At 62.8% G+C, this 24958-nt stretch carries 23 protein-coding genes and 1 tRNA gene; 10 read left to right on the plus strand and 14 right to left on the minus strand.

What is annotated here, in order from left to right; all coding sequences use genetic code 11:
• Positions 1-3: 3 nt before the first annotated feature.
• The 9 genes from deoC to QTL56_RS16450 form a co-directional block, all read right to left on the minus strand.
• The gene (gene deoC / locus QTL56_RS16410) at positions 4-774 is read right to left on the minus strand and encodes a deoxyribose-phosphate aldolase (RefSeq protein ID WP_245135463.1); all 771 of its coding nucleotides are present in this window, start codon (positions 772-774) and stop codon (positions 4-6) included.
• Entirely contained in the window at positions 767-1573 is an 807-nt protein-coding gene (locus tag QTL56_RS16415) for a purine-nucleoside phosphorylase (RefSeq protein ID WP_245134159.1), read from the minus strand. Before QTL56_RS16415 ends, deoC begins: the two co-directional genes overlap by 8 nt.
• Positions 1570-1962, minus strand: a complete 393-nt coding sequence (locus QTL56_RS16420; protein WP_229573602.1) for a cytidine deaminase — start codon at positions 1960-1962, stop codon at positions 1570-1572. The genes QTL56_RS16415 and QTL56_RS16420 overlap by 4 nt, the downstream gene beginning before the upstream one ends.
• 2 nt (positions 1963-1964) lie before the next feature.
• On the minus strand, positions 1965-2936 hold the full coding sequence (locus tag QTL56_RS16425; protein WP_229573601.1) for an ABC transporter permease: 972 nt from the start codon (positions 2934-2936) through the stop codon (positions 1965-1967).
• Between the two features lie 10 nt (positions 2937-2946).
• Positions 2947-4050, minus strand: coding sequence for an ABC transporter permease (locus QTL56_RS16430; protein WP_229573600.1), 1104 nt, complete (start codon positions 4048-4050; stop codon positions 2947-2949).
• Between the two features lie 7 nt (positions 4051-4057).
• Positions 4058-5578 (minus strand): ABC transporter ATP-binding protein, encoded by a 1521-nt coding sequence (locus QTL56_RS16435; protein WP_245134161.1) that lies wholly within the window; start codon positions 5576-5578, stop codon positions 4058-4060.
• A gap of 68 nt (positions 5579-5646) precedes the next feature.
• On the minus strand, positions 5647-6639 hold the full coding sequence (locus QTL56_RS16440) for a BMP family lipoprotein (RefSeq protein WP_229573598.1): 993 nt from the start codon (positions 6637-6639) through the stop codon (positions 5647-5649).
• 256 nt (positions 6640-6895) lie between these two features.
• Positions 6896-7555: a peptide-methionine (S)-S-oxide reductase MsrA gene (gene msrA, locus QTL56_RS16445; protein WP_245134165.1), complete on the minus strand. Its 660-nt coding sequence runs from the start codon at positions 7553-7555 to the stop codon at positions 6896-6898.
• A gap of 192 nt (positions 7556-7747) precedes the next feature.
• Positions 7748-8068, minus strand: a complete 321-nt coding sequence (locus tag QTL56_RS16450) for a hypothetical protein (RefSeq protein WP_370660368.1) — start codon at positions 8066-8068, stop codon at positions 7748-7750.
• A gap of 172 nt (positions 8069-8240) precedes the next feature.
• On the opposite strand from QTL56_RS16450, the gene QTL56_RS16455 reads away from it, so the two are divergent.
• From QTL56_RS16455 to QTL56_RS16470, 4 genes are all read left to right on the plus strand, one after another.
• Positions 8241-8330, plus strand: a tRNA-Ser gene (locus QTL56_RS16455).
• Between the two features lie 499 nt (positions 8331-8829).
• On the plus strand, positions 8830-9816 hold the full coding sequence (locus tag QTL56_RS16460) for a GlxA family transcriptional regulator (RefSeq protein WP_245134168.1): 987 nt from the start codon (positions 8830-8832) through the stop codon (positions 9814-9816).
• 138 nt (positions 9817-9954) lie between these two features.
• Positions 9955-10347 carry a hypothetical protein gene (locus QTL56_RS16465; protein ID WP_245134170.1) on the plus strand — a complete coding sequence of 131 codons (393 nt, stop codon included), beginning with the start codon at positions 9955-9957 and terminating at the stop codon, positions 10345-10347.
• 300 nt (positions 10348-10647) lie between these two features.
• Positions 10648-12060, plus strand: coding sequence for a PepSY-associated TM helix domain-containing protein (locus QTL56_RS16470; protein ID WP_245134171.1), 1413 nt, complete (start codon positions 10648-10650; stop codon positions 12058-12060).
• Positions 12061-12094: 34 nt separating this feature from the next.
• Here QTL56_RS16470 and QTL56_RS16475 read toward each other — a convergent pair whose 3' ends face one another.
• Positions 12095-12307: a hypothetical protein gene (locus QTL56_RS16475; RefSeq protein ID WP_245135534.1), complete on the minus strand. Its 213-nt coding sequence runs from the start codon at positions 12305-12307 to the stop codon at positions 12095-12097.
• Here QTL56_RS16475 and QTL56_RS16480 point away from each other — a divergent pair.
• Positions 12240-14015, plus strand: coding sequence for an N-acetylglutaminylglutamine amidotransferase (locus QTL56_RS16480; RefSeq protein ID WP_245135465.1), 1776 nt, complete (start codon positions 12240-12242; stop codon positions 14013-14015). The genes QTL56_RS16475 and QTL56_RS16480 overlap by 68 nt on opposite strands.
• 1 nt (position 14016) lies before the next feature.
• Positions 14017-15822: an N-acetylglutaminylglutamine synthetase gene (gene ngg, locus QTL56_RS16485; RefSeq protein WP_245134173.1), complete on the plus strand. Its 1806-nt coding sequence runs from the start codon at positions 14017-14019 to the stop codon at positions 15820-15822.
• Positions 15823-15897: 75 nt separating this feature from the next.
• Here ngg and QTL56_RS16490 read toward each other — a convergent pair whose 3' ends face one another.
• The gene (locus QTL56_RS16490; protein ID WP_245134176.1) at positions 15898-16890 is read right to left on the minus strand and encodes a YihY/virulence factor BrkB family protein; all 993 of its coding nucleotides are present in this window, start codon (positions 16888-16890) and stop codon (positions 15898-15900) included.
• Positions 16891-17018: 128 nt separating this feature from the next.
• Here QTL56_RS16490 and QTL56_RS16495 point away from each other — a divergent pair, with 128 nt between their 5' ends.
• Positions 17019-17474, plus strand: a complete 456-nt coding sequence (locus QTL56_RS16495; protein WP_245134178.1) for a hypothetical protein — start codon at positions 17019-17021, stop codon at positions 17472-17474.
• 84 nt (positions 17475-17558) lie between these two features.
• Here the strand turns inward: QTL56_RS16495 and QTL56_RS16500 are convergent, their stop codons facing one another.
• The gene (locus QTL56_RS16500) at positions 17559-18068 is read right to left on the minus strand and encodes a ferritin-like domain-containing protein (protein ID WP_245134180.1); all 510 of its coding nucleotides are present in this window, start codon (positions 18066-18068) and stop codon (positions 17559-17561) included.
• Positions 18069-18226: 158 nt separating this feature from the next.
• Positions 18227-21289: a DNA translocase FtsK gene (locus QTL56_RS16505; RefSeq protein ID WP_245134183.1), complete on the minus strand. Its 3063-nt coding sequence runs from the start codon at positions 21287-21289 to the stop codon at positions 18227-18229.
• A 254-nt stretch (positions 21290-21543) separates the two neighbouring features.
• Here QTL56_RS16505 and QTL56_RS16510 point away from each other — a divergent pair, with 254 nt between their 5' ends.
• Together QTL56_RS16510 and QTL56_RS16515 are read left to right on the plus strand one after the other, a co-directional pair.
• Positions 21544-21936 (plus strand): hypothetical protein, encoded by a 393-nt coding sequence (locus QTL56_RS16510; RefSeq protein ID WP_245134185.1) that lies wholly within the window; start codon positions 21544-21546, stop codon positions 21934-21936.
• A 9-nt stretch (positions 21937-21945) separates the two neighbouring features.
• The gene (locus QTL56_RS16515; protein WP_245134186.1) at positions 21946-22533 is read left to right on the plus strand and encodes an IMPACT family protein; all 588 of its coding nucleotides are present in this window, start codon (positions 21946-21948) and stop codon (positions 22531-22533) included.
• 7 nt (positions 22534-22540) lie between these two features.
• Here the strand turns inward: QTL56_RS16515 and QTL56_RS16520 are convergent, their stop codons facing one another.
• On the minus strand, positions 22541-23362 hold the full coding sequence (locus QTL56_RS16520) for a tetratricopeptide repeat protein (RefSeq protein WP_245134188.1): 822 nt from the start codon (positions 23360-23362) through the stop codon (positions 22541-22543).
• A gap of 136 nt (positions 23363-23498) precedes the next feature.
• Here QTL56_RS16520 and QTL56_RS16525 point away from each other — a divergent pair, with 136 nt between their 5' ends.
• A complete protein-coding gene (locus QTL56_RS16525) occupies positions 23499-24884 on the plus strand; it encodes a leucyl aminopeptidase family protein (RefSeq protein WP_245134190.1) in 1386 nt (461 codons plus the stop codon).
• Positions 24885-24958: the final 74 nt, after the last annotated feature.

Raw genomic sequence — 24958 nt, forward strand, 5'->3', positions numbered from 1 at the left:
GGTTCAATACCCCGATGCCACGGTAGGTGACTGCGCGCCGGAGAGAACGGCCAGAATGTCGTCGAGCAGGCCCGAAGCCCCGAAGCGGAATGTCGATGGCATCACCCAGTCCTCACCCATGATCGTATCGGCGAGCCTCAGGTAATGGCCGGCATCCGCCACCGTCGAAATGCCACCGGCCGGTTTGAAACCCACCTTCCGGCGGCTGTCGCGGATCGCCTGCAGCATGATGTCGGCCGCTTCGAGCGTCGCATTGACGCCAACCTTGCCGGTCGAGGTCTTGATGAAGTCGGCCCCGGCCGCGATCGAAAGATCGGAGGCACGGCGGATCAGAGAGATATCCTTGAGTTCACCCGTTTCCAGGATCGTCTTCAGGATCGCCGGGCCACAGGCGCCCTTGACCGCCGAAACCATGTCGGTCACAGCCTGCGCGTCGCCCTTGGCGAGCGCCCGGTAAGGGATCACGAGGTCGATGTCGTCGGCACCGTCCGCCACGGCATCCCGCGTTTCTGCCAGCACGTCTTCTGTCTTCATCCCTCCTGAGGGAAAGTTGACGACGGTCGCGATACGGATCGGGCTATCGGGGCCGAGCAGCGTGCGGGCCTGCATGACGAAGCGCGGCCAGATGCAGATCGCAGCCGTTGGGCCGAAGGCGCTCTGGGCGCGCGCGCACAGCGTCACAATCTGGTCGGGCGTGCAGTCGTCCTTCAGGTTGGTGAGGTCGAGCAGCGAAAGCGCCCGCGATGCGACAGCGCGCAATTCCTGATTATTCAATGTCATTTCCTCCGCCGATCATCCGCTTCAGGATGGTGGCCAGACGGGTGCCGCCGATCGGCGCCATGTCCTTGGTTTCGTCGTGGCTCAGCTCGCCACCTGTCATGCCTGCCCCATAATTGGTGATCACGGAGGCGGCCGCAACCCTCATGCCGTAGAAACGGGCGAGAATGACTTCCGGCACGGTTGACATGCCAACCGCGTCGGCACCGAGCACGCGTGCCATCCGGATCTCTGCCGGTGTTTCGAAGCTCGGGCCGGAGAACCACATGTAGACACCCTGAGATAGCGGCACGCCCTCCGCTTCCGCTGCCGCCCGCATCGCTGTCTGCAGCTCGACATCATAGGCCGAGGTCATGCCCACGAAGCGCCCGTCGCTCGGCTCGCCGATCAGCGGGTTCTTGCCCGAGAAGTTGATGTGATCGGTGATCTGCATGACGGAGCCCGGGGGCATGTCCTCGCGCAGAGACCCGGCCGCATTGGTCAGGATCAGCGTTGTCACGCCAAGCCCCTTCAGCACGTCGATCGGGATGCGCATCGCGGTCGGATCGCCATGTTCATAATAGTGCACGCGGCCCGCCATCATGATCACAGGCGTCTGGCCCAGCATGCCGGCGACCAGCTCGCCCGCATGGCCGGAAACTGCACTCAGGGGGAAGCCGGGCAGCTCCGAATAGGGAACACGCACGGCATCCCGCACCTCGTTCACCAGCGAGCCCAGGCCGGATCCGAGCACGATTGCATGGCGCGGCATGAGCCCCTTGAGGCGCTCCACGAGCAGATCCACCGCGGGCTTCATCCGAGCACGTCCGTCTTGAAGCTGAGCGGCAGAAGTTCGTCCATGGTCATGGCCTTCTGTACGCCGGCCTCATCGCAGAGATAGATCTTGGTGTCGGCGGATGCGAATTCCGAGATCTTCTGCCGGCAGCCGCCACAGGGCGGGCAAAGGGCCAGCTTCTCGGCAATCACGGCCATTTCGACGATCTTTCTGCCCCCGCCCATGATCATGCAGCCGATTGCGGTCGGCTCGGCACACCAGCCCTGCGGGAAGGAGAGGTTCTCGATATTGGCGCCGGTATAGATGCGGCCGTCATCCGCACGGATCGCAGCGCCCACCGGAAATTTGGAATAGGGCGCATGCGCATGTTTCATTGCGTCGCGCGCAGCTTCGAAAAGATCATGCGCCATGATCAACGCTCCTTGGAATAGGCCACGCCACCAGCCTTCGGCGGATTGGCAGAGCCGATGAAGCCTGCAAGCAGAATACAGGTGAGGATGTAGGGCAGCGCCTGGAAGAGCTGGACCGGCACTTCGCCGATGACCGGGATCTCCTTGCCCTGCATGAAGTTTGCAAGCGCATCGAGGAAGCCGAACAGCAGGCAGGCGAACATGACGGGCACCGGCTTCCACTTGGCAAAGATGAGGGCCGCGAGCGCGATGAAGCCCTTGCCTGCCGACATGTCCTTGATGAAGGCTGCCGACTGGGCGATCGCAAGATAGGTGCCGGCAATTCCGCAGAGAAGGCCGGCCATCAGAACGGCCCGGTAGCGCAGGAAGGTGACGGAAATGCCGGCCGTATCGACGGCACCCGGGTTTTCACCGACGGCGCGAAGGCGCAGGCCGAAGCGCGTGCGATAGAGCACCCACCAGGAGATCGGTACTGCCAGGAAGGCGATGTAGGTGAGGATATTGTTGCCCGAGATGACGTTCGAATAGAGCGGCCCGACAAAGGGCACGTCGCGCATCACGTCGGCACCCGGCAGGATGATCGGTGAAAAGCGGGCGTCACCCGAAATCTGCGGGGTGCGGCCACCCTGGCCGAACCAGGCCTGCCCAAGCACGACGGTGAGGCCTGCTGCGACGAAGTTGAGCGCCACGCCGGAAACAATCTGGTTGCCGCGATTGGTGATCGAGGCAAAGCCGTGGATCAGCGAGAAGACGAGCGATATGGCAATACCGGAGAACAGGCCGAGCCAGGCCGAACCGGTGAGATAGGCAACGCAGGCCGCCGCGAAGGCCGCCGCCAGCATCTTGCCCTCGAGCCCGATGTCGAAGACGCCGGCCCGTTCGGAATAGAGGCCGGCGAGCGCAGCCAGGATCAGCGGGATCGACAGACGGATCGTCGAGCCGAGGATGCTGATGAGCATGTCGAATGATTCCATGGTCGCGTCCTCAGGCCTTTGTCAGTGTCTGGTAGATGCGCACGATCATCGGACGGCACATGAATTCGAGTGCGCCGGCAAACAGGATCACCAGACCCTGGATGACCACGATCATCTCGCGGGTGATGTTGGGCATATCGAACGAAAGCCAGGCTCCGCCCTGGTAGAGAATGCCAAACAGGATGGCAGCAAGCACGATGCCGAGCGGATGGTTGCGTCCCATCAGCGAGACTGCAATGCCGACGAAACCGGCGCCCGCCACAAATTCCACCTGCAGGCGGGCCGAGGCCCCGAGCACAGGGTTGAGCGCCATCATGCCGGCGAGACCACCCGAGATCAACATGGTGATGATAACGATCTTCACATAGGGGATGCCGGCATAGGCGGCGGCCGACCGGCTGATTCCGAGTGTACGCATCTCGTAGCCGAGTTTGGTGCGCCAGATCAGCACCCAGACCAGAACGCACATCACGAGTGCGATCAGGAACGACACGTTGAACGGTGCAGGCCCGAGCTTGCCACCGAACATGGCGATCAGCCAATCGAGCTTTGGCAACTGGCCACCCTCGAGGAAGGTGCGGGTCTCGGGCGCCATCTTGCCAGGAACGATCAGCACGTTGACCAGCAGGTAAACCATCAGCGCTGCGCCGATGAAATTGAACATGATGGTCGTGATGACGATATGGCTTCCACGTTTGGCCTGCAGCCAGGCCGGGATCAGCGCCCAGGCCGCGCCGAAAAGGGCGGCTGCCATGATCGCGAACGGCATGGTGACATACCACGGGACGTACTGGTCGAGTGCCAGAGCGGCAAGCGCCGCCCCCAGGCCGCCGAGATAGGCCTGGCCTTCGGAGCCGATGTTGAACAGGCCGGCATGATAGGCAACCGCGACGGAGAGCCCGGTGAAGATGAAGTTCGTCGCATAGAACAGGGTGAAGCCAATGCCTTCGCCGCTGCCAAGTGCGCCTTCCAGCATCAGCTTGAGCGCCTCCCAGGGGTTCTCGCCGATGATCCACACCACCAGGCCCGACACCAGGAAGGCGAGCGTGAGGTTGATCAGCGGCAGCAGCGCATAATTGATCCAGTTCGGAAGGGGTACGGATGCAGTGCTCATCAAATCCTCAAGCGGCAATACCGGCCATCATCAGGCCGAGTGTCTGTTCGCCTGTGTCAGGCGTCTTCTCTCCGACGACCTTGCCGGCAAACATGACCAGGATACGGTCGGAGAGCGAGCGGATTTCGTCCAGTTCGACGGAGACGAGCAGCACGGCCTTGCCGGCGTCGCGCGTCTCGACGATCCGCTTGTGAATGAATTCGATCGCACCGATATCGACGCCACGGGTCGGCTGGCCGACGATCAGGAGCTTCGGGTCGCGCTCGATCTCGCGGGCAACAACGATCTTCTGCTGGTTGCCGCCGGAGAAATTGGCGGTCTTAAGCCGCGGGTTTGGCGGCCGGATGTCGTATTTCTCGATCTCCTCGGCCGCCCCCTTGCGGATCAGGTCGGGGTTCAGGAACGGGCCTTTGCCATAGCGCTCGTCGCGGTGATAGCCGAGGATGGCGTTCTGGCTTTCCTCGAAGGGAAGCACCAGGCCCATGTGATGGCGGTCTTCCGGAATATGAGCAATGCCGATGCCACGCAGCTCCGCCGGATCAAGTCCGGCAACATTCTGGCCGTTGATCCAGATCTCGCCGGAGGTGGGCTTGCGGATGCCGGTGATCGCCTCCAGCAATTCGCTCTGACCATTGCCGGCCACGCCCGCGATCCCGACGATTTCGCCCGAGCGAACGTCGAAGGAGACGTCGTCGACCATGACGACACCACGGCCGTCCTTGACGGTCAGGTTGCGCACCGAGAGGAAAATTTCGCCCGGATTGGCCGGCTGCTTTTCCACATGCAGGAGCACGCGGCGGCCGACCATCAGTTCTGCAAGTTCCTCGACGGTTGTCTCCGACGTCTTGCGGGTTGCGACCATTTCGCCGCGGCGCATGACCGACACCGTATCGGTGATCGCCATGATCTCGCGCAGCTTGTGGGTGATCAGGATGACCGTCTTGCCCTGGTCGCGCAGCACGCCGAGGATTTTGAACAAGTGGTCGGCTTCGGCCGGGGTCAGAACGCCGGTCGGCTCGTCGAGAATAAGGATCTCGGCGCCACGATAGAGCGCCTTCAGGATTTCAACGCGCTGCTGCAGGCCAACGGGCAGTTCCTCGACGATCGCGTCGGGATCCACTTCCAGTTCGTAGTCTTCCTCCAGCTTCTTCAGCGATGTGCGCGCGGCATCGGTGCCCTTGCCGAGCAGGGCGCCGCCTTCCGCGCCGAGCATCAGGTTTTCGAGCACGGAGAAATTTTCGACCAGCATGAAGTGCTGGTGCACCATGCCGATCCCGGCGCTGATGGCGGCCTGGCTGTCCTTGATCGTGATCGGCTTGCCGTCGATATGGATGGATCCGTGATCGGCCTGGTAGAAGCCGTAGAGGATCGACATCAGCGTCGACTTGCCTGCGCCGTTTTCACCGATGATGCCGTGGATCGAACCCTTGGCGACCGTCAGATTGATGTTCTTGTTGGCATGCACCGCACCGAACTTCTTGTCGATGCCGATCAATTCGATCGCGGGTGCCTGGTTCGCTGCACTCATTCCGGTCCCCCAGACATACAATAAGGGCGCAAGACGACACTGGAGCCGTCCTGCGCCCGGATTTCAGATCACTTCGGGCAGGAATTGTCCGACATGTAGTCATGGACCTTGATGGTGCCCGCAGCGATGTCGGCCTTGGCCTTCTCGACGGCAGCCTTCATCTCTTCGGTGATCAGCTTGGCATTGTTGTCGTCCAGGGCATAGGCGACACCCTCCTGAGCAACGCCGAGAACCTGCAGGCCAGGCGTGAACTTGTCGTTCTTCGAGTCCGCGTAGGCGTTGTAGACGGCGAGGTCGACGCGCTTGACCATGGAGGTCAGAACCGAACCCGGGTGCAGGTGGTTCTGGTTGGAGTCGACGCCGATCGACAGCTTGCCGTTGTCGGCAGCCGTCTGCAGCACACCGAGACCGGTGGCGCCGGCTGCCGCGTAGACGACATCTGCGCCCTGGTCGATCTGGTTCTTGGTGAGCTCACCGCCGCGAACCGGGTCGTTCCAGGCAGCGCCCGTCGTGCCGGTCATGTTCTGGAAGACCTGGATGTCGGCCTTGGCCGCACGTGCGCCCTGCTCGTAGCCGCAGGCGAACTTGCGGATCAGCGGGATGTCCATGCCGCCGACGAAGCCGACCTTGCCGGTGGTCGATGCCATGCCGGCGAGCAGGCCAACGAGATACGAACCTTCTTCTTCCTTGTAGACGACCGAGCGGACATTCGGCTTGTCGACGACCGAGTCGACGATCACGAACTGCGTGTCCGGGAATTCGGCGGAGACCTTTTCGACGGCCGAGGTCCAGGCGAAGGAAACGGCGACGATCGGGTTGAAGCCGCGCGAAGCGAAGTTGCGGATCGCCTGTTCGCCCTGCGTGTCGCTGGTCGGCTCGAAATCGCGGTAGTCGACGCCGGTTTCGGCCTTGAACTTCTCGGCGCCACCGTAGGCGGCTTCGTTGAAGGATTTGTCGAACTTGCCGCCCGTGCCGTAGACCAGCGCCGGCTTGACATCGGCCGCAAGCGCGGTCGCCGACATCGCGGCCAAGGCAAAGAGACTGAGGAGGGTTTTCTTCATAATGCAGCCCTGTTGTTGCTATTGATCTTGTTGGGTCCTCCCGCAAGCCTTTCCTGAAGAGAAAGACATGTCTGCGGAACCGCCGCCCCCTGTCTCGGAGGTCTTGGCTGGCGATCATCCTTGCATGGCTGGTATGAAAATTCACCAGATTTTTTTCATCTGGTAAAAATTCACAAGTCTGCTGATTTTTCAGTGCCCGGCGCTGAAAAATCAGTCAGATCAATGTGATTTCTGCTGCCCCATTGGGCATTTGCCCTCAGGCCGCAGGTGTGATCGGGCAGGAGACACCCGTCCCGCGCAACCCACAATAGCCGTTCGGGTTCTTCGCCAGATACTGCTGGTGATAGTCTTCCGCATAATAGAATGGGCCAGCCTGGGCGATCTCCGTCGTCACCCGGCTGTTGCGACCGGCCGTGACCAGCGCATCCTGGAACCGGTCGCGCACGGCGACGGCAACCGCCATGTCCTCCTCGTCCTCCACATAGATGGCCGAGCGATAGGTGGTGCCGATATCATTTCCCTGACGCATGCCCTGAGTCGGATCATGGGCTTCGAAGAAGATCTTGAGCAGGCCCTCCAGCGAAATTGTCGCGGGATCATAGACCACCTTGACCACCTCGGTATGGCCGGTAAGGCCGGTGACGGTTTCCTGATAGGTCGGATTGGGCGTGATCCCGCCCTGATATCCGGCGACCGTCAGGTGCACGCCGGGCGTCTGCCAGAGCAGACGTTCGGCACCCCAGAAACAACCCATGCCAAGATAGATGGTCTTCATGCCGTCAGGCGTGGGGCCCTTGAGCGGAAGGCCGGAGATGAAATGCGTGGACGCCGTCGGGATCGGCTCGGAGCGGCCGGGAAGGGCGTTTTCTGCCGTGGGCATGACAGTCTTCTTGTTGAACATGTCGATCAGGAACATCTGCTACCTCCTGGGCCGCATGTCGGCCCGCTACTTCTCATTTTATGCAGTTAAGCCCGAAGGCGAATTGTCGAATGCGGCATTATTTGCAGTTCCGGCCAATGGGTCGTTGGTCGCAGGCCGTGGCTGAAACGGACACAGCGCGGTTCTTGCTGCTGCATGACCCGACCCTTCAAGGCGGTCTCCATCAAATCAGGCGGCGAAACGCCCGGCGGCAGACGGTTTCTTGTAGCCGATCACCCAGAATGCCAGCGCCAGAACGAGACAGGCGGCGAAAGCCGGTTGCGGCAGAACCACATCGCGCAGCGCAAGCCAGGCACCATCGCCGAACCGTTGCTCGACCATGCCTTCGAGCGCCATGAGCGAGCCCGGATGTGCGTCGATCCAGGCCTCCGAGAGAGGGGTAATGATGACCTGCGACGCCGATACCGACGCGATCGAATCCACGACGCCGAACACAACGCCGACGCAAAGCGCAAGCAAACTCAAGATCCTGAACAGGAATCGCACGATCAATGTCTCCGGCTGAGGCCCGGCACGGCCTCCAACCCGCCGCGCTCGGCCTTATAGATAGGGAATTGTCGGCTGATGTCAAAATTCTGATAGATTTCGGTTGATCCGCCGGAATTCCTCGGTATATATCGCGCCCGACCAACCGCGGTGATTTTCCCCCCGCGATCCCCCTGGACAGGTGGCCGAGTGGTTTAAGGCGCACGCCTGGAACGCGTGTGTGCGTGAAAGCGTACCGTGGGTTCGAATCCCACCCTGTCCGCCATACAATTCAGAAAAAGCTGTTTTTGCAGATTGCGCTGAGCGAGCCGTTTAGCCGCTGTTCGCAATCCCCGCACGGATACGGAAACCATCGCTCTGCCATTCGCGGCCGATGAGTGTCGATCTTGATCGCCAGCAGCGGAGCGGAGACCCGCAGTCATGGCCTTCTCCACAATCAATTGGCGGACCTGGCAAAAAATAGCCGGGGAACAGGATTTGCACCACGGGGGAGATTGCGCCCGTTGGAGCAGCAAGGGCACGCCCACGGCGTTGCCGCCGATCTCACCAGCATCGGAACAGTTCTATTGTCATATTCTCGACCGGAAGCCATGCCATCTCCCTCCCATTGCCAGGAATTGACGCATCCTGCGCGGTCGGCACACCGCTCCGGCCCGAAGCAGAGCCGTGTGCGTGACGTCCACGCATTCGCTTCGATTGCAGCGATACCTTCCCCCTGCTAGCGTCAGTTTCGGCGATCGCGCCGGATTGTGGAGAATGAACCAATGTCGGTTGAAGAGGGAACAAAAAAGCCGCGGCTGAAGATCGGCTTCGTGCTGTCACGGTCCTTCACGCTCTCCGCCTTTGCGCTCTTCATCGATACCATCCGGCTTGCCAGCGACCAGTATGATCGTTCCGGCCGCGTGCTCGCCGATTGGCAGGTCATCGGCAGCACGCGCCACCTCATCACCTCCAGCTGCGGGGTGCAGGTCGCGCCCACCAGCGATTTCGTTGATCCCAGCCGCTTCGACTATATCGTCGTGGTCGGCGGCCTGCTCGGCCGTCAGCCGGCCGTGGACGATCAGACCATCGCCTTCCTGAGGAAGGCCGAGGCGCAGAAAGTCCCGCTGATCGGGCTTTGCACCGGCACCTTCATCCTCGCCGAAGCCGGATTGATGAAGAACCACCAGACCTGTGTCAGCTGGCTGCATTATCAGGAGTTCCGCGATCGATTCCCCGATCACGAGGTGCGCTCCGACCGCCTGTTCAATCTCGACCGCCGCCGTGGCTCCTGTGCCGGTGGCAGCAGTTCCGCCGATCTCGCCGCCTTCATCGTCCGGCAGTATCTCGGCCACGACGCCGAGCGAAATGCGCTGGAAGTGCTGCAGATCGAAAAGGCCCGCACGAACAAGGACATCCAGGTCCGCAGGCCATTGACCATCGACTGCGACGATCCAAGACTGAAGGCGGTGCTGATCCTGATGGAACAGAGCCTGGAAAACGAGCTGACCATCGACCAGCTCGCGCGCTCCGTCGGCCTGTCGCGCCGCCAGCTGGAACGCCTCTTCGCCCAGAAGATCGATGTCTCCCCGGCCCGTATCTATACCAAGCTGCGCATGGAGCGTGCCAAGATGCTGGTCACCAAGACCAATGCTTCACTGATCGATATCGCGCTTCAGGTCGGCTTCCAGAACACGTCCCATTTTACCCGCGTCTTCAAGGGCACCTATGGCCGCACGCCCGGCCAGATGCGCAGCCATCCCGCCGCCTGAGCCGGGCGCTGTACGTTAAGAGGCGCCTGTTCCAGGTCGCCCTGTTTCGGCGTTTCCGCTCGCATCGAAACGGCGTTGCATCACCGCTTGTGAGCGGCCTGTCTGAATGCTAGTCAAGCGCGTCTGTCGGGGGATGGAATGACGGAAACGGGCGTCCGGATGAGCTTTGACCGAGCGATACGCATGATCTGCGTCGTCGCGCTGGTCCTGCTCGGCCTCGCCCATCGACCGGTCTTGGCACCCGCACAGCAATTCTCCCCGGATGAAATTGCCACCCTGACCCTGCCGGATGGCAGCCTGCCCGAACTCTGTCTGCCGTCGGATGACGGCAGGGGGAAGACGCACGCCGCCGCCGCCGCTTGTGAAGCCTGCCGCATCTCGACCGCGGTTCTGCTCCCGTCGCCCGCCGATGCCGTCGGCACGCGTATGGCCATGGCCGCCACCGTCGTTCTGCCGCAGCCGGCAGAGGCGCATCACCGCCAGCTGTTCCCGCCCGATACCCATCCTCGCGCACCGCCTGTCACCGCCTGATCGAAGGTCATGGCCGGCGCATCCCTGCATCCGGCCGTCGTCGTCGTCAGGCCGGTGAGGTTGCAAGCCCTGCAACTCCGGTCGAAATCGGATGTCTGTCTTGCTGCAAATCCTCCCCGATCGCGGGCTGTCGCCTGATCTCCCCTTGCGTCTCCCGCCATCTGCAAATGCCCCCGCACCACGCCCTGACCGGCCTGCGGCGATCTCGTCGCCGCGTTCGCTCCGCAACAACTTTGGGGCATCGCGGCCGGCAATCGCCTGCTTTCCCACTCAACCCTCCTCAACCAGTCGAGACCCAGGATGACCATCGTTTCCGATCTCTCCCCCGCCCAGGCGCACAGCGCCGCCGTGTCGCGCCGTTTCTACATCACCGCCTGGCGCTGGCATTTCTATGCCGGCCTCTATGTGGCCCCCTTCCTGCTGATGCTCGCCGTCACCGGCCTCGTCATGCTCTGGACCGCCACGATCTTCGGCCGTGACGGAGAAAAGACCTTCGTCGTCACGCCCCGGTCGACGATGACCGGTGTGTCCGCCCAGGCCGAAGCCGCCATCCGCGAAATCCCTGGCCAGATCGTGCAGTACATCGCACCGCGACACCCCGACCAGGCCTCGCTCTTCCGGATCAATCAGGCAGACGTCTCTTTCATGGTCGCCGTCGATCCCTACAAGGCGGAGACCCTCGGCTATTGGGAACGTCGCGACGGCCTTTATGATCTGGCCAGCACCATTCACGGTTCTCTCATGATCGGCGATCTGGGAGATCGACTGATCGAAATCGCCGCCGGCTTCGGCATCATGCTCGTCGTCACCGGCCTCTATCTGTGGTGGCCGCGCGACGGTCGCAGCATCAGATCTATCCTCGTTCCGCAATTGTCGGCGAAGGGCCGGCCGCTGTGGAAATCACTGCATATGTCGATCGGCGTCTATGCCTCGCTCTTCCTGGTCGTCTTCCTCATTTCGGGTCTGACCTGGGCCGGCATCTGGGGCGAGAAGATGACCCAGGCCTGGAGCACGTTTCCGGCAGAGAAGTGGGACAATGTCCCCCTTTCGGACAAAACCCATGCCAGCATGAACCATGGTGGCGTCAAGGAAGTCCCGTGGACGCTGGAGCAGACGCCGATGCCGGCCTCCGGCTCTGCGGCGGGCGTCACGGGCACGCCGGAAGGACAGCCCGTCTCGCTGGATGCCATCGTCGCGCTCGCTCGCAATCTCGGCTTCGACCAGCGGTTCCAGCTGGCTTTCCCGGGTGATGACACGGCAGTCTGGACGATTGCCCGCGACACGATGAGCAATGACAGTGCCAATCCGTTCATGGACCGCACCGTGCATGTCGATCAGTATACCGGCCGCGTGCTCGCCGATGTCGGCTTCACTGACTACGGCCTCGCCGGCAAGGCCATGGCGGCGGGCATCGCCTTCCACGAAGGCGACCTGGGGCTCTGGAACCTCATCCTAGTGACGGTTCTTTGCCTGTCGATCGTCTTCCTGTCGGTCAGTGGCATCGTCATGTGGTGGAAGCGCCGCCCGAAGAATGCGGCCCGGTTGATGGCGCCCGTTGTCGTCGAGCCCGGTCCCCTCTGGAAGACCGGTGCCTTCGTCATGCTGGTGACGGCGCTGCTCTTCCCGCTCTCTGGCGCCGTTCTCATCACGGTTCTTCTGCTGGATCTCCTGGTGCTGCGCCACGTCAAGCCCCTGAAAAGGGCTCTGAACTGATCGAACGCCGACGCCCGGAAAACGGGACGTCGCATCACTCCGGCCATTTTTCCAAAAAAATATTGGAACAATGGAACTGCTCACGCATTTGCATGGTAAGCGACGGTGTGCCGGCGATCGACGATCGGCGTGCCGGCGCGCTTTTGTTTGGTCTTTCAACGGAGGTTTCAGCCCAGTTCATGTGTGGCATTTGTGGAGAAGTGAGATTCGATGGTGCATCGCCATCGGTAGCGGCGGTTTCGATCATGGCGGATGTTCTGGCCCCAAGAGGGCCGGATTCGGCCGGCGTGATAGTCAGGGGCAATGTCGGGCTCGGTCACCGACGATTGCGCATCCTCGACCTTTCCGACAAGTCGCAACAGCCCATGGTCGATCCCGACCTCGGCCTCTCGCTCGTCTTCAACGGCTGCATCTACAATTTCCGTGAACTGCGCGGCGAACTGGAAGCCAAGGGCTACCGTTTCTTCTCCGATGGCGACACAGAAGTCATCCTGAAGGCCTGGCATGCCTGGGGTCCGGACTGCGTGTCCCGCTTCCACGGCATGTTCGCCTTTGCCATCCACGAGCGCGATACCGGCCGTGTGGCCATGGCGCGCGACCGTTTCGGCATCAAGCCGCTTTATCTGGCCGAAGTTTCGGGTGGCCTGCGCTTCGCCTCGTCGCTGCCGGCCCTCGTCAAGACCGGTGGGGTCGATACCGCCATCGATGTCACGGCGCTTCATCACTACATGACCTTCCACGCCGTCGTTCCGCCGCCGCGGACGATCTACAAGGGTGTGCGCAAGCTGCCCCCGGCGACCGTCAGGGTCTACCAGGCCGATGGCAGCTTCGAGGACAAGCGCTACTGGGATCCGGCCTATACGCGCCGGGCCGAAGATGCGCGCATGAGCCGCGAGGACTGGCAGCAGCAATTGCTCGATGCCCTGCGTCTCGCCGTCAAGCGCCGGATGATCGCCGACGTGCCCGTCGGCGTCCTGCTCTCCGGCGGCGTCGATTCCAGCCTGATTGTCGGGCTCCTGGCCGAGGCAGGGCAGACGGGCTTGATGAGCTTTTCGGTCGGCTTCGAGGAAGCCAATGGCGAAAAAGGCGACGAATTCGTCTATTCCGATCTGATCGCGAAGCATTTCGGAACCGACCATCACAAGATCTTCGTGCCTTCCGCCGATCTCATGGGCGCGCTGCCCGGCACCATCGCCGCCATGTCCGAGCCGATGGTCTCCTACGACAATGTCGGCTTCTATCTCCTGTCTAAGGAAGTCTCGAAACACATCAAGGTGGTGCAATCGGGCCAGGGCGCCGATGAAGTCTTTGGTGGTTATCACTGGTATCCGCCGCTCGTCGGCTCCACCGATGTCGTCGCCGATTACGGCCGCGCCTTCCGGGATCGCTCGCACGAAACCTTGCAGACCCAGCTGCAGGATCGCTGGATTGCCGATCGCGACGTCAGTGGCGACCTGCTGCGCGAACATCTTCTGCGCTCCGGTGCCGATAGCCCTGTCGATCAGGCGCTGCGCCTCGACAGCAATGTCATGCTCGTCGACGACCCGGTCAAACGGGTCGACAACATGACCATGGCTTGGGGCCTGGAGGCGCGTGTCCCCTTCCTCGACCACGAACTGGTCGAACTTGCCGCCCGCATTCCCCCCGAGGAAAAGTTGCGCGATGGTGGCAAGGGCATACTGAAGGATGTCGCCCGCAAGGTCATCCCCTCGGAGGTCATCGACCGCAAGAAGGGTTACTTCCCGGTCCCGCAGCTGAAATACATTGCCGGCCCCTATCTCGACATGCTCCGCGACGCCCTGTCATCGAAGGCGGCACGCGAGCGCGGCCTCTTCCGGCAGGACTATATCGATCGTTTGGTGGCCGATCCCGCCTCGCATATCACGCCGCTGCAGGGTTCCGAACTCTGGCAGATCGGACTTCTCGAAATGTGGTTGCAGGCCCAGGAGAACTGACGTGAGCAAGGCAGAGAAAAAGCCCGCCACTCCGCCGCGTAAGGCAAGGCGCGGCAAGGCTGTCTCTCATCGACTGACCCGCCTCCGGACACCCGGGGGCGGCAGCCAGGGCTCGGCCAGCCGATCCGCGGAAACGGCAGGGCGCAACCGCAATGTCGCCCTGGACTGCGGCTGGGGGCGTCTCCTTTTCACACCGACTTTCGACCGCTATGAGGATCTTCTCGCAGCCCTGCGTGAAGAAGCACCTGATACGCGCGACATCGCCTTTCACGTCGGCGATCCCCATGTCCTCCTCGCCCAGGCCCCCCAGGAAATCTTCCTCGATCCGTCACATACCTTCCGGCTCGACCTCTCGACCTATCGTGCCGGTGGCCGCCGCCCCAAGGGCGTCACCATCCGGCGTTTCTCGTCAGAAAGCGATGCTGCGGGCATCAACGCGGTCTATGCGAACTGCGGCATGGTCCAGGTGCGCGAGGATTTCTTCGCCGGCGAGCGCGACAACAGGCCGGTGACCTATTTCGTCGCGCAGGACGATATGACCGGCGAGATCGTCGGAACCATCACCGGCATTGACCACCACCGCCTGTTCGACGACCCGGAACGCGGTGCCTCGCTCTGGTGCCTCGCGGTTCACCCCCAGGCTCGCCAGCCGGGCATCGGCGAAGGCCTGGTGCGCATCCTCGCCGAACATTTCCATGCGCGGGGCCTCGCCTATCTCGATCTCTCGGTCCTGCATGACAACGACAAGGCGATCGGACTGTATGAAAAGCTCGGCTTCCGCCGCGTGCCGCTCTTTGCGGTGAAACGCAAAAACGCCATCAACGAAAAATTCTTTGCCCAGCCTGTCGAAGGCTATGAGGCACTCAACCCTTATGCCCGCCTGATCGTCAATGAGGCGCTGCGCTGCGGCATTCATGTCGAGGTAACAGACGCCGAAGGTGGGTTCTTCCGTCTGAGCCATGGCGGGCGCAGCATTCACTGTCGCGAAAGCCTCTCGGATCTTACTTCCTCGGTCGCCATGTCGATCTGCGATGACAAGGCGGTCACCCGCCGCTTCGCCGAGGCAGCCGATCTCAGCGTGCCGGCGCAGCTCTCTGCGGATGCACCCGATGCCGAAAAGCAGGCATTTCTGGAAAAGCACCTCAAGCTGGTGGTCAAGCCCGCCCGCGGAGAGCAGGGCCGAGGCATTTCGGTCGGCATCTCTTCGATGGAGGCCTTGCAGGCCGCAATCCGTCAGGCCCGTCAGGTCTGCGACCGCGTGCTTCTGGAAGCCTGCTTCGAAGGCGAGGACCTGCGCCTCGTCGTCATCGATTACAAGCTCGTTGCCGCCGCCGTCCGTCGTCCACCGCGCGTGATCGGCGATGGTCGCACCTCGATCCGCAAGCTGATCGACCAGCAATCTCGCCGCCGGGCTGCCGCGACAGGGGGAGAGAGCCGTATCCCTGTCGATGCCGAGACGAAGCGATGCCTTGCCGAGCAGGACCTCGATCTCGAAAGCGTGCTCGAAGAGGGCCGCGAGATTACCGTGCGAAAGGCGGCCAATCTCCATACCGGCGGCACGATCCACGACGTCACGGCAAATGTCCATCCCAGGCTCGTCGAAGCCGCTTGCCGGATCGCCAAAGCGATCAAGATCCCGGTCGTCGGCATCGATTTCATGGTCCATGATCCTGCCGAACCCGACTATGTTTTCATTGAGGCCAATGAGCGCCCCGGGCTTGCCAATCACGAACCGCAACCGACGGCCGAATGTTTCATCCAGCTGCTGTTCCCCGGCAGCCGCGCCCGCGAGCGCCGAAACGGCTGATGACCGGATAGACCAGCAGGGTAGGACGTGAGGGCGGCATTCGGTGCCGCCCCATTTTTTTGAGCATGTTTTCGACTATTGCGACGGGCCGAGCGTGTCGGCGACATGGGCGCCCCGAAGTCCCATTGGCTGGGTCGGCCCCGTCGTTGTATCCTCGGCCGTCTGATGTTCGAGTTCCGCGTTCATCATCGCTCCGACGATCAGGATGACCACGGAAAGCCAGGTCCAGAACATCAGGCCTATAAAGGTGCCGAGTGTGCCATACGTGGCGTTGAAGTCGGCGAAATTCTCCAGATAGAAGGAGAAGCCGATCGACATGACCAGCCAGGCGAGCGAACTGAGCAGCGTGCCCCAGGTGAGCCATCGCAGCTTGGCGTTTTCCCGGCTCGGCCCGTATCGATAGACCATGACGGTCCCGAGCCAGACGACGCTCATCAGGATCGGCCAACGGATCAGCCCGACCAGCATCTCGGCCCGTTCGGAAATGAGGACGACGGAAATGATCATCGGCAGGATTGCGAGCACCGTGACGATGACGGCGAGGATGGCCATGGCCCCGAGGGTGAACGCGATGGCCAGAAACGTGGTGTGGATGAAGCCGCGCTTCTCCGTTTCCTTATAGGCAATGTTCATCGCCTCGAAGAGGGCTACCATGCCGTTGCGGGCGCTGAACAGCGAAACGCCGAGACCCGCAAGAAAGCCGATGCTCAAGGTGCTGTCGTTTTCGTCCGCGAGGGACTGTAGCTGGTCCAGGATCATCGCCACGCCGTCTGCCGGCAGCAGTTCGGAGAGAAAATCAAGCCGACCAGCGATCGTGGTGGGGTCTGCAATCAACCCGTAAAGTGAAACAAGCGCCGCAAGCCCGGGAAACAGGGACAGCATCATGTAAAACGATACACCCGCCGCCGCCAGCATGACCCGGTCGGAGGTCAGCCGAGCCATGAGCCTCAGCGACACATCCCACAGGCCGCGCAGGGGAATGGTTTCCGGGCTCTGCGCATGCCGGCCCCTTTCGTCTGCCACAGGGGTGGTCGCGACGTGAGGGGATGAAGGCGTGACTGGCGGCATCTCTTGCTCCTTATCAATGAAGAATGGTCCGCTTGCCGGCATGTTCCATGATGAGAAGACGGAGGGCCGACGGAACCGGATAGGGCCACCGTCGGTTGGAGACGGACGCATGTCGGAGGGAGAAGACCATGCCGCAAGACACAGACCACGCAATACCGAATGAAAGGCCAGGAGGCGAAAGCGATCCGCGTTTGGCGCAGCCTGTGGAAAGCGCCGCTCGCCGGTCGGATGCAGCTGCCACAGCACACGGCATGTCCAGGGGTGACGAACTGCTCAATGTCTACCGTCTGGAACCCATCGCCGAGCCGGATGATCCGCGTTGGGATAACGCCCGCAGCCATGGTGTGGTCACTGTGGCTGCCCGCTCTACGGGCGATGCCCGCCTCGTCGCTGCATCGCAAGAACTGGACTATATGGAGATTGACGCCAAACCTGCCGAGGACGTGACGACCGGAATGGCGAGTGCCTTCCGCTCGGAGAAACTCTATACGGTGGTGGAAATTGCGCGTGACCGGCAGGGTCTCACCCGCGGCCTCATCGAGGGCGAGATCGGTACCGATACGATCAGGCCCGTTCAGGTCTGACTGGCGCCGTGCTGTTGTGAACCGGCCTGTGGAAGCGGGGTGTGCCCGCTTCCACGCTCCCGGGGCCTGAAATTGGCCGGGCCCTCATACCTTCGCGTCTTCGCCCGCCTCCTGCCGCGAGACGAATTCGGTCGTCACCTCACGGAGATTCTCCCGCAGCCACTCGGCCATGGTTTCCTCTTCCACGAGGTTCTGCTGCAGAGCGCTCATCGCGCCGTGAAACCCACCCATTTCCGCCATGACCAGCAATGAATTATAGGCGGCGATCTCGTAATTCTCGAAAGCCTGGTTGGCGAAGGAATTCTTCAGGATCTCGTCGTTCGCCATGGCGTGGCCAAGGGCCGCCATGCTGGCACCGGCCGAAAGCATCCAGTCCTTGATGGTCGAGTGCTCCTCGTCGAGGCTGGCGAGAATGTCTTCCAGCCGTTTCAATTGCACTTCCGTTTCCCGCAGGTGCTGCTCGAGGCGCCGTGCCACTTGAGGATAGTTCTCGATCCGAGAGAGCTGTGGTTTGATGATCGAGATTGCCTGGTTTTCCATTGCATGCGCATTGCGCAGGCCGGTGACGAAGAGCGAACGTCTGTCCTCTGCCATTGTCTGTGTCTCCTTGATCTGACGGCCTCCGAACCGCAAGCTGCCGAAAGGGTTCCCCATCGTGAGGATGCCGGGCCGATCAAGGAAAAAAGGCACGCCGCAGCACGGCGCGCCCCGAAGGGGACTGTCCCCCGATCAAGTGTCTTGCCGATGCAGGCTCAGCTCTCGAACTCTTCGGCGGATGGGTTGACCTCGCGGCCGCCGACGATGATCGCCCGCTTGCCGACATGGTTGGCCGGGCCGACAATGCCCTCCTGCTCCATGCGCTCGACCAGCGAGGCGGCCTTGTTGTAGCCGATTGAAAGCCGCCGCTGGATATACGAGGTCGAGCACTTCTTGTCGCGCAGCACCACCTTGACCGCCTTGTCATAGAGATCGTTTCCGTCCTCTTCGCCCATGGCGCTCTTGTCGAAGACGGCGACATCTTCTTCCGGCTCGTCCTCCACCTCGTCGGCATCCTCGGTCACAGTGCCCAGATAGTCCGGACGTCCCTGCATCTTCAAATGCGCGACGACCTTCTCGACTTCCTCGTCGGAAACGAAGGGACCGTGGACGCGGGCAATGCGTCCGCCGCCGACCATGTGCAGCATGTCGCCCTGACCGAGCAGATGCTCGGCACCCGGCTCGCCCAGAATGGTGCGGCTGTCGATCTTCGACGTCACCTGGAAGGAAACGCGGGTCGGGAAGTTCGCCTTGATCGTGCCGGTGATCACATCGACGGAGGGGCGCTGCGTCGCCATGATCAGGTGGATGCCGGCCGCACGCGCCATCTGCGCCAGCCGCTGGATCGCGCCTTCGATCTCCTTGCCGGCGACCATCATCAGATCGGCCATCTCGTCGACCACGACCACGATGTAGGGCATCGGCGAGAGGTCGAGTTCCTGCTCCTCGTATACGATTTCGCCGCTGTGGCGATCAAATCCGGTCTGGACATTGACGGTGATCGTCTCGCCCTTTTCGCGCGCCTGGGCGGCCCGGGCATTATAGCCGTCGATATTGCGCACACCGAGGCGGCTCATCTTGCGATAGCGATCCTCCATCTCGCGCACCGCCCATTTCAAGGCCATCACGGCCTTTTTCGGGTCGGTCACGACGGGCGTGAGCAGATGGGGGATCCCGTCATAGACGGAAAGCTCCAGCATCTTCGGATCGACCATGATCAACCGGCACTCGTCGGGACGGAACCTGTAGAGCAGCGACAGGATCATGGTGTTGATCGCGACCGACTTGCCCGACCCGGTGGTCCCGGCCACGAGCAGATGCGGCATTTTCGCGAGTTCGGCGATGACGGGTTCGCCGCCAATGGTCTTGCCAAGGCAGACCGGCAGCTTGTAGCGCGTCTCGGCATAATCGGGCGTTTCGATCAGCTCGCGCAGATAGACCGTCTCGCGCACCGGGTTCGGCAGTTCGATGCCGATCACGTTGCGCCCGGGGACAACAGCAACACGCGCCGATAGGGCCGACATCGAACGGGCGATATCGTCCGAAAGGCCGATGACGCGCGAGGATTTAACCCCCGGTGCCGGCTCGAATTCGTAGAGCGTGACGACCGGACCGGGCCTGACGTCGATCACTTCACCCTTGATGCCGAAATCTTCCAGCACGTTTTCCAGCAACCCGGCGCTCTGCTCCAGCGCCTCGGCCGACATCGTCACGCCCGTCTGGACCGGCGGCGTCTGCAGGAAGTCGAGGTAAGGCAGTTGGTATTCGCCTTCACCAAGCGCTTCCTGCGCCCGGAACAGCGGTTGGCGCGGCAGTGCGGCCGAGACCGGAACGATGGAGGCGTGGTTCGCCTGAACTGCCAGCGGCACGGCAGCTTCGAGCGGGGGGACTGTTTCAGCCGTCATCGAGGCCGGCCGCAATGCAAAGGTCGATGCCGTTACGTCGCGGCGGGCGATTTCCCGGTAGAGCGCCACGACCGATCCGGCAGTCGCCTCGAAAGACGGCTTGCGCGGCAAACCGGTTGCAGGCTGCACCGATGTCGTGAGCGCGTCGGGCCGATAACGAACCACCTCGGCGCGACCGGCTGCCATGGCCGGCGGTGTCGGTGCGGGAATGGTCCTGACGGGCTGGTGAACGGCCGGGGCGATGCTCTGACGGGCGGCGGGCAGACGTGTCTTCGTGGGCGACGGTGATACGACAGGACGCGCCATTTCGATATCCGAGGGCGTCTCCACCGGCTCGATCATCGCCTCGAAGAAGATGTGATCCGACAGCAGCGATGCGATCGGAAGTCTCGCTGCCGTCACCGGCGCCTCGACGACGTCGGGGGCGACCGGAGCTTCGGCTGCGGGCAGCTTTGTATCCGGCGCGGTCATCTGGGCCCAGGCCGAAAAGCCAGAGGCAGCAGGCGAAGTGCTTGCGGCGTTGTGCGTCGCGGGTGACGAGACGGGTTCCGGATTGATCGGTTGCGGTGTGCGCAGGAATGCGTTGCGCACCATGGGCGCGCGCGCGGTCTGGCTTGCTTGCAGGGCGGCCACCCGCGCGGCCTCTGCCTGCTGCGCCAGCGAGCGCTGCAGATATGGCGGCACGGAAACGTCGTTCGTCGGCCGCTGAGCCGCGCCGATGGTCGCGGCCTGGGTGCTGGCGAGCACGCTGCGCATCCCCTGGACCAGCGGTGCCGGCTGCAGCGGATGCGGCGCAGGCCCGATCTCGCTGCCGGCACCATCCGCAACCGAGGCTTCCCAGGCAGCCTGCTCGGCCTGTTGACGTGCCAGTTCCCGGCGAAGCTTGTAGGTGAGCGCCCGCGCGCCGATTGCATCCGGCGGCTGTGGCAACGTAACGGAAGCCGGTATGCGCGGCGCTTCCGGCTGGGGCGCAGGCGTCGTTGCGCCGGTCCGCGGCAGCCCGGCAAAAGGCACGCCGGTTGACGGCGATGCCGTCCGCGCGGAGGACGGGGGCGTGGGTGAGGGAACGTGGTGCCTGGCCTGCGGCTGAGTTGCTGCCGGTTGCGTGACCGGCTGCGAGGCGATCGTACGCGTCGGAGTGGTGGTCCGTGCCGTTGGCTGCGGCAATGCGTTCGCCTCAGCTTCCGGCTTGGCCGGTACGCGATCGGGCGTGCGGGTAAAGCGCACATTCGGCCCGAGCACGAACGCCTTCTGCCAGACAGGCGTTTCCTCGCGGCCCTCGATCTGGTTTGCCGCCGACTGGTCGGCCCCCTGGCTGTCGCTCTCCCCTGACTGATTGACCTGATACGCAGAACTGGAACGGGGAGGGTGCATCGGAAACCTGAACTCTGACGGGATACGGGAACGCGAAAACTGAGCTATCTGAGTAGAAAATAAAGGTTAACGACCGCTTTCCGTCTGGCAGGAATTCCTAATGCACGGGAAGCCAGATCGCCCCCGTTCTGTCGCCGATGATGCTGTTGCCAAAGCCGAATTCTGCTCCGTGCCGGACGAAGCGAGGCGACAAGTTTTTTTCTCGCGCCAGCCCCGCGCTCGGGCTATGGACGGAGACGAACAGAAAGCCGGTCATGTCCAAGAAAGAGAAGCCCAGCCCGTTGCAGAAGCTGCTGAAAGCCTGGACGGCCGCCACATCGGAGGAGCGTCAGGCCTTTCTCGATTTCGTCTCGGCCGAATCGCGGGCGAGGGGACGAGGCGCCATAACGGCGGAACCGGCCGAGCCAGTGCCGGATGACGCCGCAGCCCTGATCGCGAACGGCCGCTACCTGCTTCCGTCGACCATCGAGCGCATCGAGACCGTCATGCGCGCCCGCCAGCTCACCCCCTCAGGCGTGATGGCGGAACTCGGCTTCTCCAGTCGGGACGCATCGCTCACCCGGGCACTGGCCATGAAGGCGGCACTCAGGCTCTCGGTCATCGCCGCACTCGCTGACTGGCTCACCCTCCACGAACCGGGCGCCTGAGAGAGCGCCATGCCCTACACGCTCCTCGCTCCCGCCGATATCGTCCAGGACATCAAGAAGAGCCGTTTCATCGGCCAGGCAGCGCCGATTGCCAGCGAAGAGGAGGCCAGGGCCTTTCTTGCGAGCTTTTCCGATCCCGCCGCCAATCACAATTGCTGGGCCTGGCGCATTGGTCAGGCCTATCGCTTCTCCGATGACGGCGAACCCTCGGGCACGGCGGGCAAGCCGATCCTGCAGGCGATAGACGGTCAGGATCTCGACGGTGTCGTGGTGGTCGTGACCCGCTTCTTCGGCGGCATTCTGCTCGGCAGCGGTGGCCTCATGCGTGCCTATGGCGGCACCGCAGCGCAGATGCTGCGTCAGGCCGAAAAGCGCGAGATCATCCCGATGGTGACGGGAGGCTGTGCTGTGGGTTTTTCCGATCTCGCCTTGGTCAAGGCGCGGCTGACCGCGATCCCGCATCTCGTGCTCGCCGAAACCTTCACGGCGCAGGGTGTGGATCTCACGGTGACGCTGAGCCGGGGCGATGAGGACCAGGCGGCCCGGCTGGTCCGGGATCTGACCAGCGGCCGTTCCAGCCTCGACTTTCCCGATTGAGCGGGGCTCAGCCCTTCTTTTTCGGCATGTCCTGACTGGAAAGCTGCTTCCAGGAGTTCTGCTGGGCCAGCATGCCGCGCAGATATTGCAGATTGGCAGCCGCCTGTTGCGGGTCGAGTTCCTGCGAGGCCAGCTGTTCGGCCTCCTGGAACCGGCCCTGCAGACCGACCACCAGCGCAAGGTTCTGCCGCACACGGCTGTCGGCGCCCGGTTGCTGCGAGGCCTGGCGCAGATAGGTTTCTGCCGTCTTCAGGTCGCCGGAAAGCACATGGGACATGCCCAGGTTCGACAGCACGCTCGGATCGTTTGGCTGGATCTGCAGCGCCATGCGGTAGCGCGAGCGCGCTTCGCTGGAGCGTCCGAGTTGATCGAGCACCGCGCCTTCGGCAGAATAGAGCCGCCAGTCGGGCCGGTCGGGTGTCTGCGCCCGCAGGATTGTACCGAGCGCTTTTTCCAGCTGCCCGGCTGCAGCCTGCGCCTTGCCGAGCGCGGAGAGCACTTCGCGGTCGCTCGGATGGGAGATCGCCACCTGCTGCATGACGGCGAGTGCCTGCGCGTTGCGACCCGTCATCATCAGGCCATTGGCATAGGAGAGCCCGGTATTGCGATCCTTGGGATTGCGCTCATAGGCCTGGCCGATGCCGTCCACGGCACGGGTGAGCTCCGATCCGCTCAGCGCGTCGAGCGAGCGGGTCGTCTTCGGGATGGAGCCGGTCGTCAGTTCCTTCTTTCCCGATGCGCATCCTGTAAGCGCCAGCGCGGCCACCATCAGGCCGGCCGTGGCCATGATCTGCAAACGATTTGCCGAGCCTGGGTTTTGCATGCGCATGGTGATTGTCCCGAGTTCCGTTTCGTCCCACCGCCTCGCCAGGGACGGGCGGCGCAATCTCCACTCAAGCAATAATCTGTTAACCCTAACGGAGTGTTAATCGGTCACCTCCTGCGAATCTCCAGAAAGCGTCTCCATGGCCCCCTTCCAATATATCGAACGACCTTCCCCCTTCAGCACGAAGGGCGGAAAGACGCTTCCGGTCTTCGCCGTCACGCCGGCTCATGTCGAAACCGGCACTCTGGAACCGCTCGCCCTCGACTGGGCCAAGAAGGCGGGCTTCAAGGCGGAGCCCGGCGCGGTCCTGCTGGTCCCGACAGCCGAGGGGCATGTGGGCGGCGCGCTGTTCGGCCTCGGCTCCAACCCGTCCGAAAACCCCTATCTGACCGGCAAGCTCGCCCGCGCGCTGCCGGCCGGCGAATGGCATATCGAGACCGCACCGCTGACCGCCAACCGTCTTCTTCTCGGCTATGGCCTGGGCGCCTATAGCTTCGACCGCTATCGCTCGGCAAGCATCACGGAGCCGCGTCTGCTCATCCCTCAGGATGCCGACGCCGCCGACATCAAGCGCCAGATATCGGGCGTCTATCTTGCCCGCGACCTGATCAACACGCCGGCCAATGACATGAGCCCGGCCGACATCGAAGCCGTCGTTCGCCGTCTTGCCGAACACTACAAGGCCGAAGTCTCGGTGATCGCAGGTGACGACCTGCTCGCGAAGAATTTTCCCCTCATCCACGCCGTCGGCCGCGCCTCCACCGTCGCGCCACGTCTCATTGACATGCGCTGGGGCAAGAAGGGGCACCGCAAGGCAACCCTCGTCGGCAAGGGCGTCAGCTTCGATACCGGCGGCCTCGACATCAAGCCGGCTTCTTCCATGCTTCTGATGAAGAAGGACATGGGAGGCGCTGCCAATGTGCTTGGCCTTGCACTGATGATCATGGACGCCAAGCTGAAGATTGATCTGCGCGTCGTCATCCCGGCTGTCGAGAACGCGGTCGCGGGCAATGCCTTCCGACCGGGCGACGTCTACAAGAGCCGCAAGGGTCTGACTGTCCAGATCGACAATACCGACGCGGAAGGCCGTCTAATCCTGGCGGACGCCCTGGCCTATGCCGATGCGGAAGAGCCGGACCTGCTGATCGACATGGCGACACTCACCGGCGCCGCCCGTGTTGCGCTTGGCCCCGACCTGCCGCCCTACTTCACCGACGACGAAGACCTCGCCGATCGGATTGCCGATGCCAGCATCGAGGTTGACGATCCCGTGTGGCGTTTGCCCCTGCACAAGGGCTACGAGCGAATGTTGAAGGCTCAGATTGCCGATCTGACCAACGCCCCCTCCGGTGGCATGGCGGGTGCCATCACGGCGGCCCTTTTCCTCAAGCGCTTCGTCTCCCCCGGTCGCCGCTGGGCCCATTTCGACATTTTCGGCTGGTCGCAGAGCGAACGAGCCCATTCTCCCGTTGGTGGCGAGGCCCAGGCGATTCGCGCCCTCTACCGAATGCTGCAGGCAGACTGAGCTCGCCGCCGGGTGGTGCATGGCCGCTCCCTCTTGCCAGATCGTTTCTTTGCCGGAATGATGGGAAGCGGGAC

The sequence above is a fragment of the Peteryoungia algae genome (genome assembly GCF_030369675.1).
Taxonomy (GTDB): Bacteria; Pseudomonadota; Alphaproteobacteria; order Rhizobiales; family Rhizobiaceae; genus Allorhizobium; species Allorhizobium algae.

Coding starts and splice junctions, on each gene's coding strand:
- QTL56_RS16415 (WP_245134159.1), bottom strand. CDS start 1,573: ATGAAGCCCGCGGTGGATCTGCTCGTGGAGCGCCTCAAGGGGCTCATG.
- QTL56_RS16420 (WP_229573602.1), bottom strand. CDS start 1,962: ATGGCGCATGATCTTTTCGAAGCTGCGCGCGACGCAATGAAACATGCG.
- QTL56_RS16425 (WP_229573601.1), bottom strand. CDS start 2,936: ATGGAATCATTCGACATGCTCATCAGCATCCTCGGCTCGACGATCCGT.
- QTL56_RS16430 (WP_229573600.1), bottom strand. CDS start 4,050: ATGAGCACTGCATCCGTACCCCTTCCGAACTGGATCAATTATGCGCTG.
- QTL56_RS16435 (WP_245134161.1), bottom strand. CDS start 5,578: ATGAGTGCAGCGAACCAGGCACCCGCGATCGAATTGATCGGCATCGAC.
- QTL56_RS16440 (WP_229573598.1), bottom strand. CDS start 6,639: ATGAAGAAAACCCTCCTCAGTCTCTTTGCCTTGGCCGCGATGTCGGCG.
- msrA (WP_245134165.1), bottom strand. CDS start 7,555: ATGTTCCTGATCGACATGTTCAACAAGAAGACTGTCATGCCCACGGCA.
- QTL56_RS16460 (WP_245134168.1), top strand. CDS start 8,830: ATGTCGGTTGAAGAGGGAACAAAAAAGCCGCGGCTGAAGATCGGCTTC.
- QTL56_RS16465 (WP_245134170.1), top strand. CDS start 9,955: ATGACGGAAACGGGCGTCCGGATGAGCTTTGACCGAGCGATACGCATG.
- QTL56_RS16470 (WP_245134171.1), top strand. CDS start 10,648: ATGACCATCGTTTCCGATCTCTCCCCCGCCCAGGCGCACAGCGCCGCC.
- QTL56_RS16480 (WP_245135465.1), top strand. CDS start 12,240: ATGTGTGGCATTTGTGGAGAAGTGAGATTCGATGGTGCATCGCCATCG.
- QTL56_RS16475 (WP_245135534.1), bottom strand. CDS start 12,307: ATGATCGAAACCGCCGCTACCGATGGCGATGCACCATCGAATCTCACT.
- QTL56_RS16490 (WP_245134176.1), bottom strand. CDS start 16,890: ATGCCGCCAGTCACGCCTTCATCCCCTCACGTCGCGACCACCCCTGTG.
- QTL56_RS16495 (WP_245134178.1), top strand. CDS start 17,019: ATGCCGCAAGACACAGACCACGCAATACCGAATGAAAGGCCAGGAGGC.
- QTL56_RS16500 (WP_245134180.1), bottom strand. CDS start 18,068: ATGGCAGAGGACAGACGTTCGCTCTTCGTCACCGGCCTGCGCAATGCG.
- QTL56_RS16505 (WP_245134183.1), bottom strand. CDS start 21,289: ATGCACCCTCCCCGTTCCAGTTCTGCGTATCAGGTCAATCAGTCAGGG.
- QTL56_RS16510 (WP_245134185.1), top strand. CDS start 21,544: ATGTCCAAGAAAGAGAAGCCCAGCCCGTTGCAGAAGCTGCTGAAAGCC.
- QTL56_RS16515 (WP_245134186.1), top strand. CDS start 21,946: ATGCCCTACACGCTCCTCGCTCCCGCCGATATCGTCCAGGACATCAAG.
- QTL56_RS16520 (WP_245134188.1), bottom strand. CDS start 23,362: ATGCGCATGCAAAACCCAGGCTCGGCAAATCGTTTGCAGATCATGGCC.
- QTL56_RS16525 (WP_245134190.1), top strand. CDS start 23,499: ATGGCCCCCTTCCAATATATCGAACGACCTTCCCCCTTCAGCACGAAG.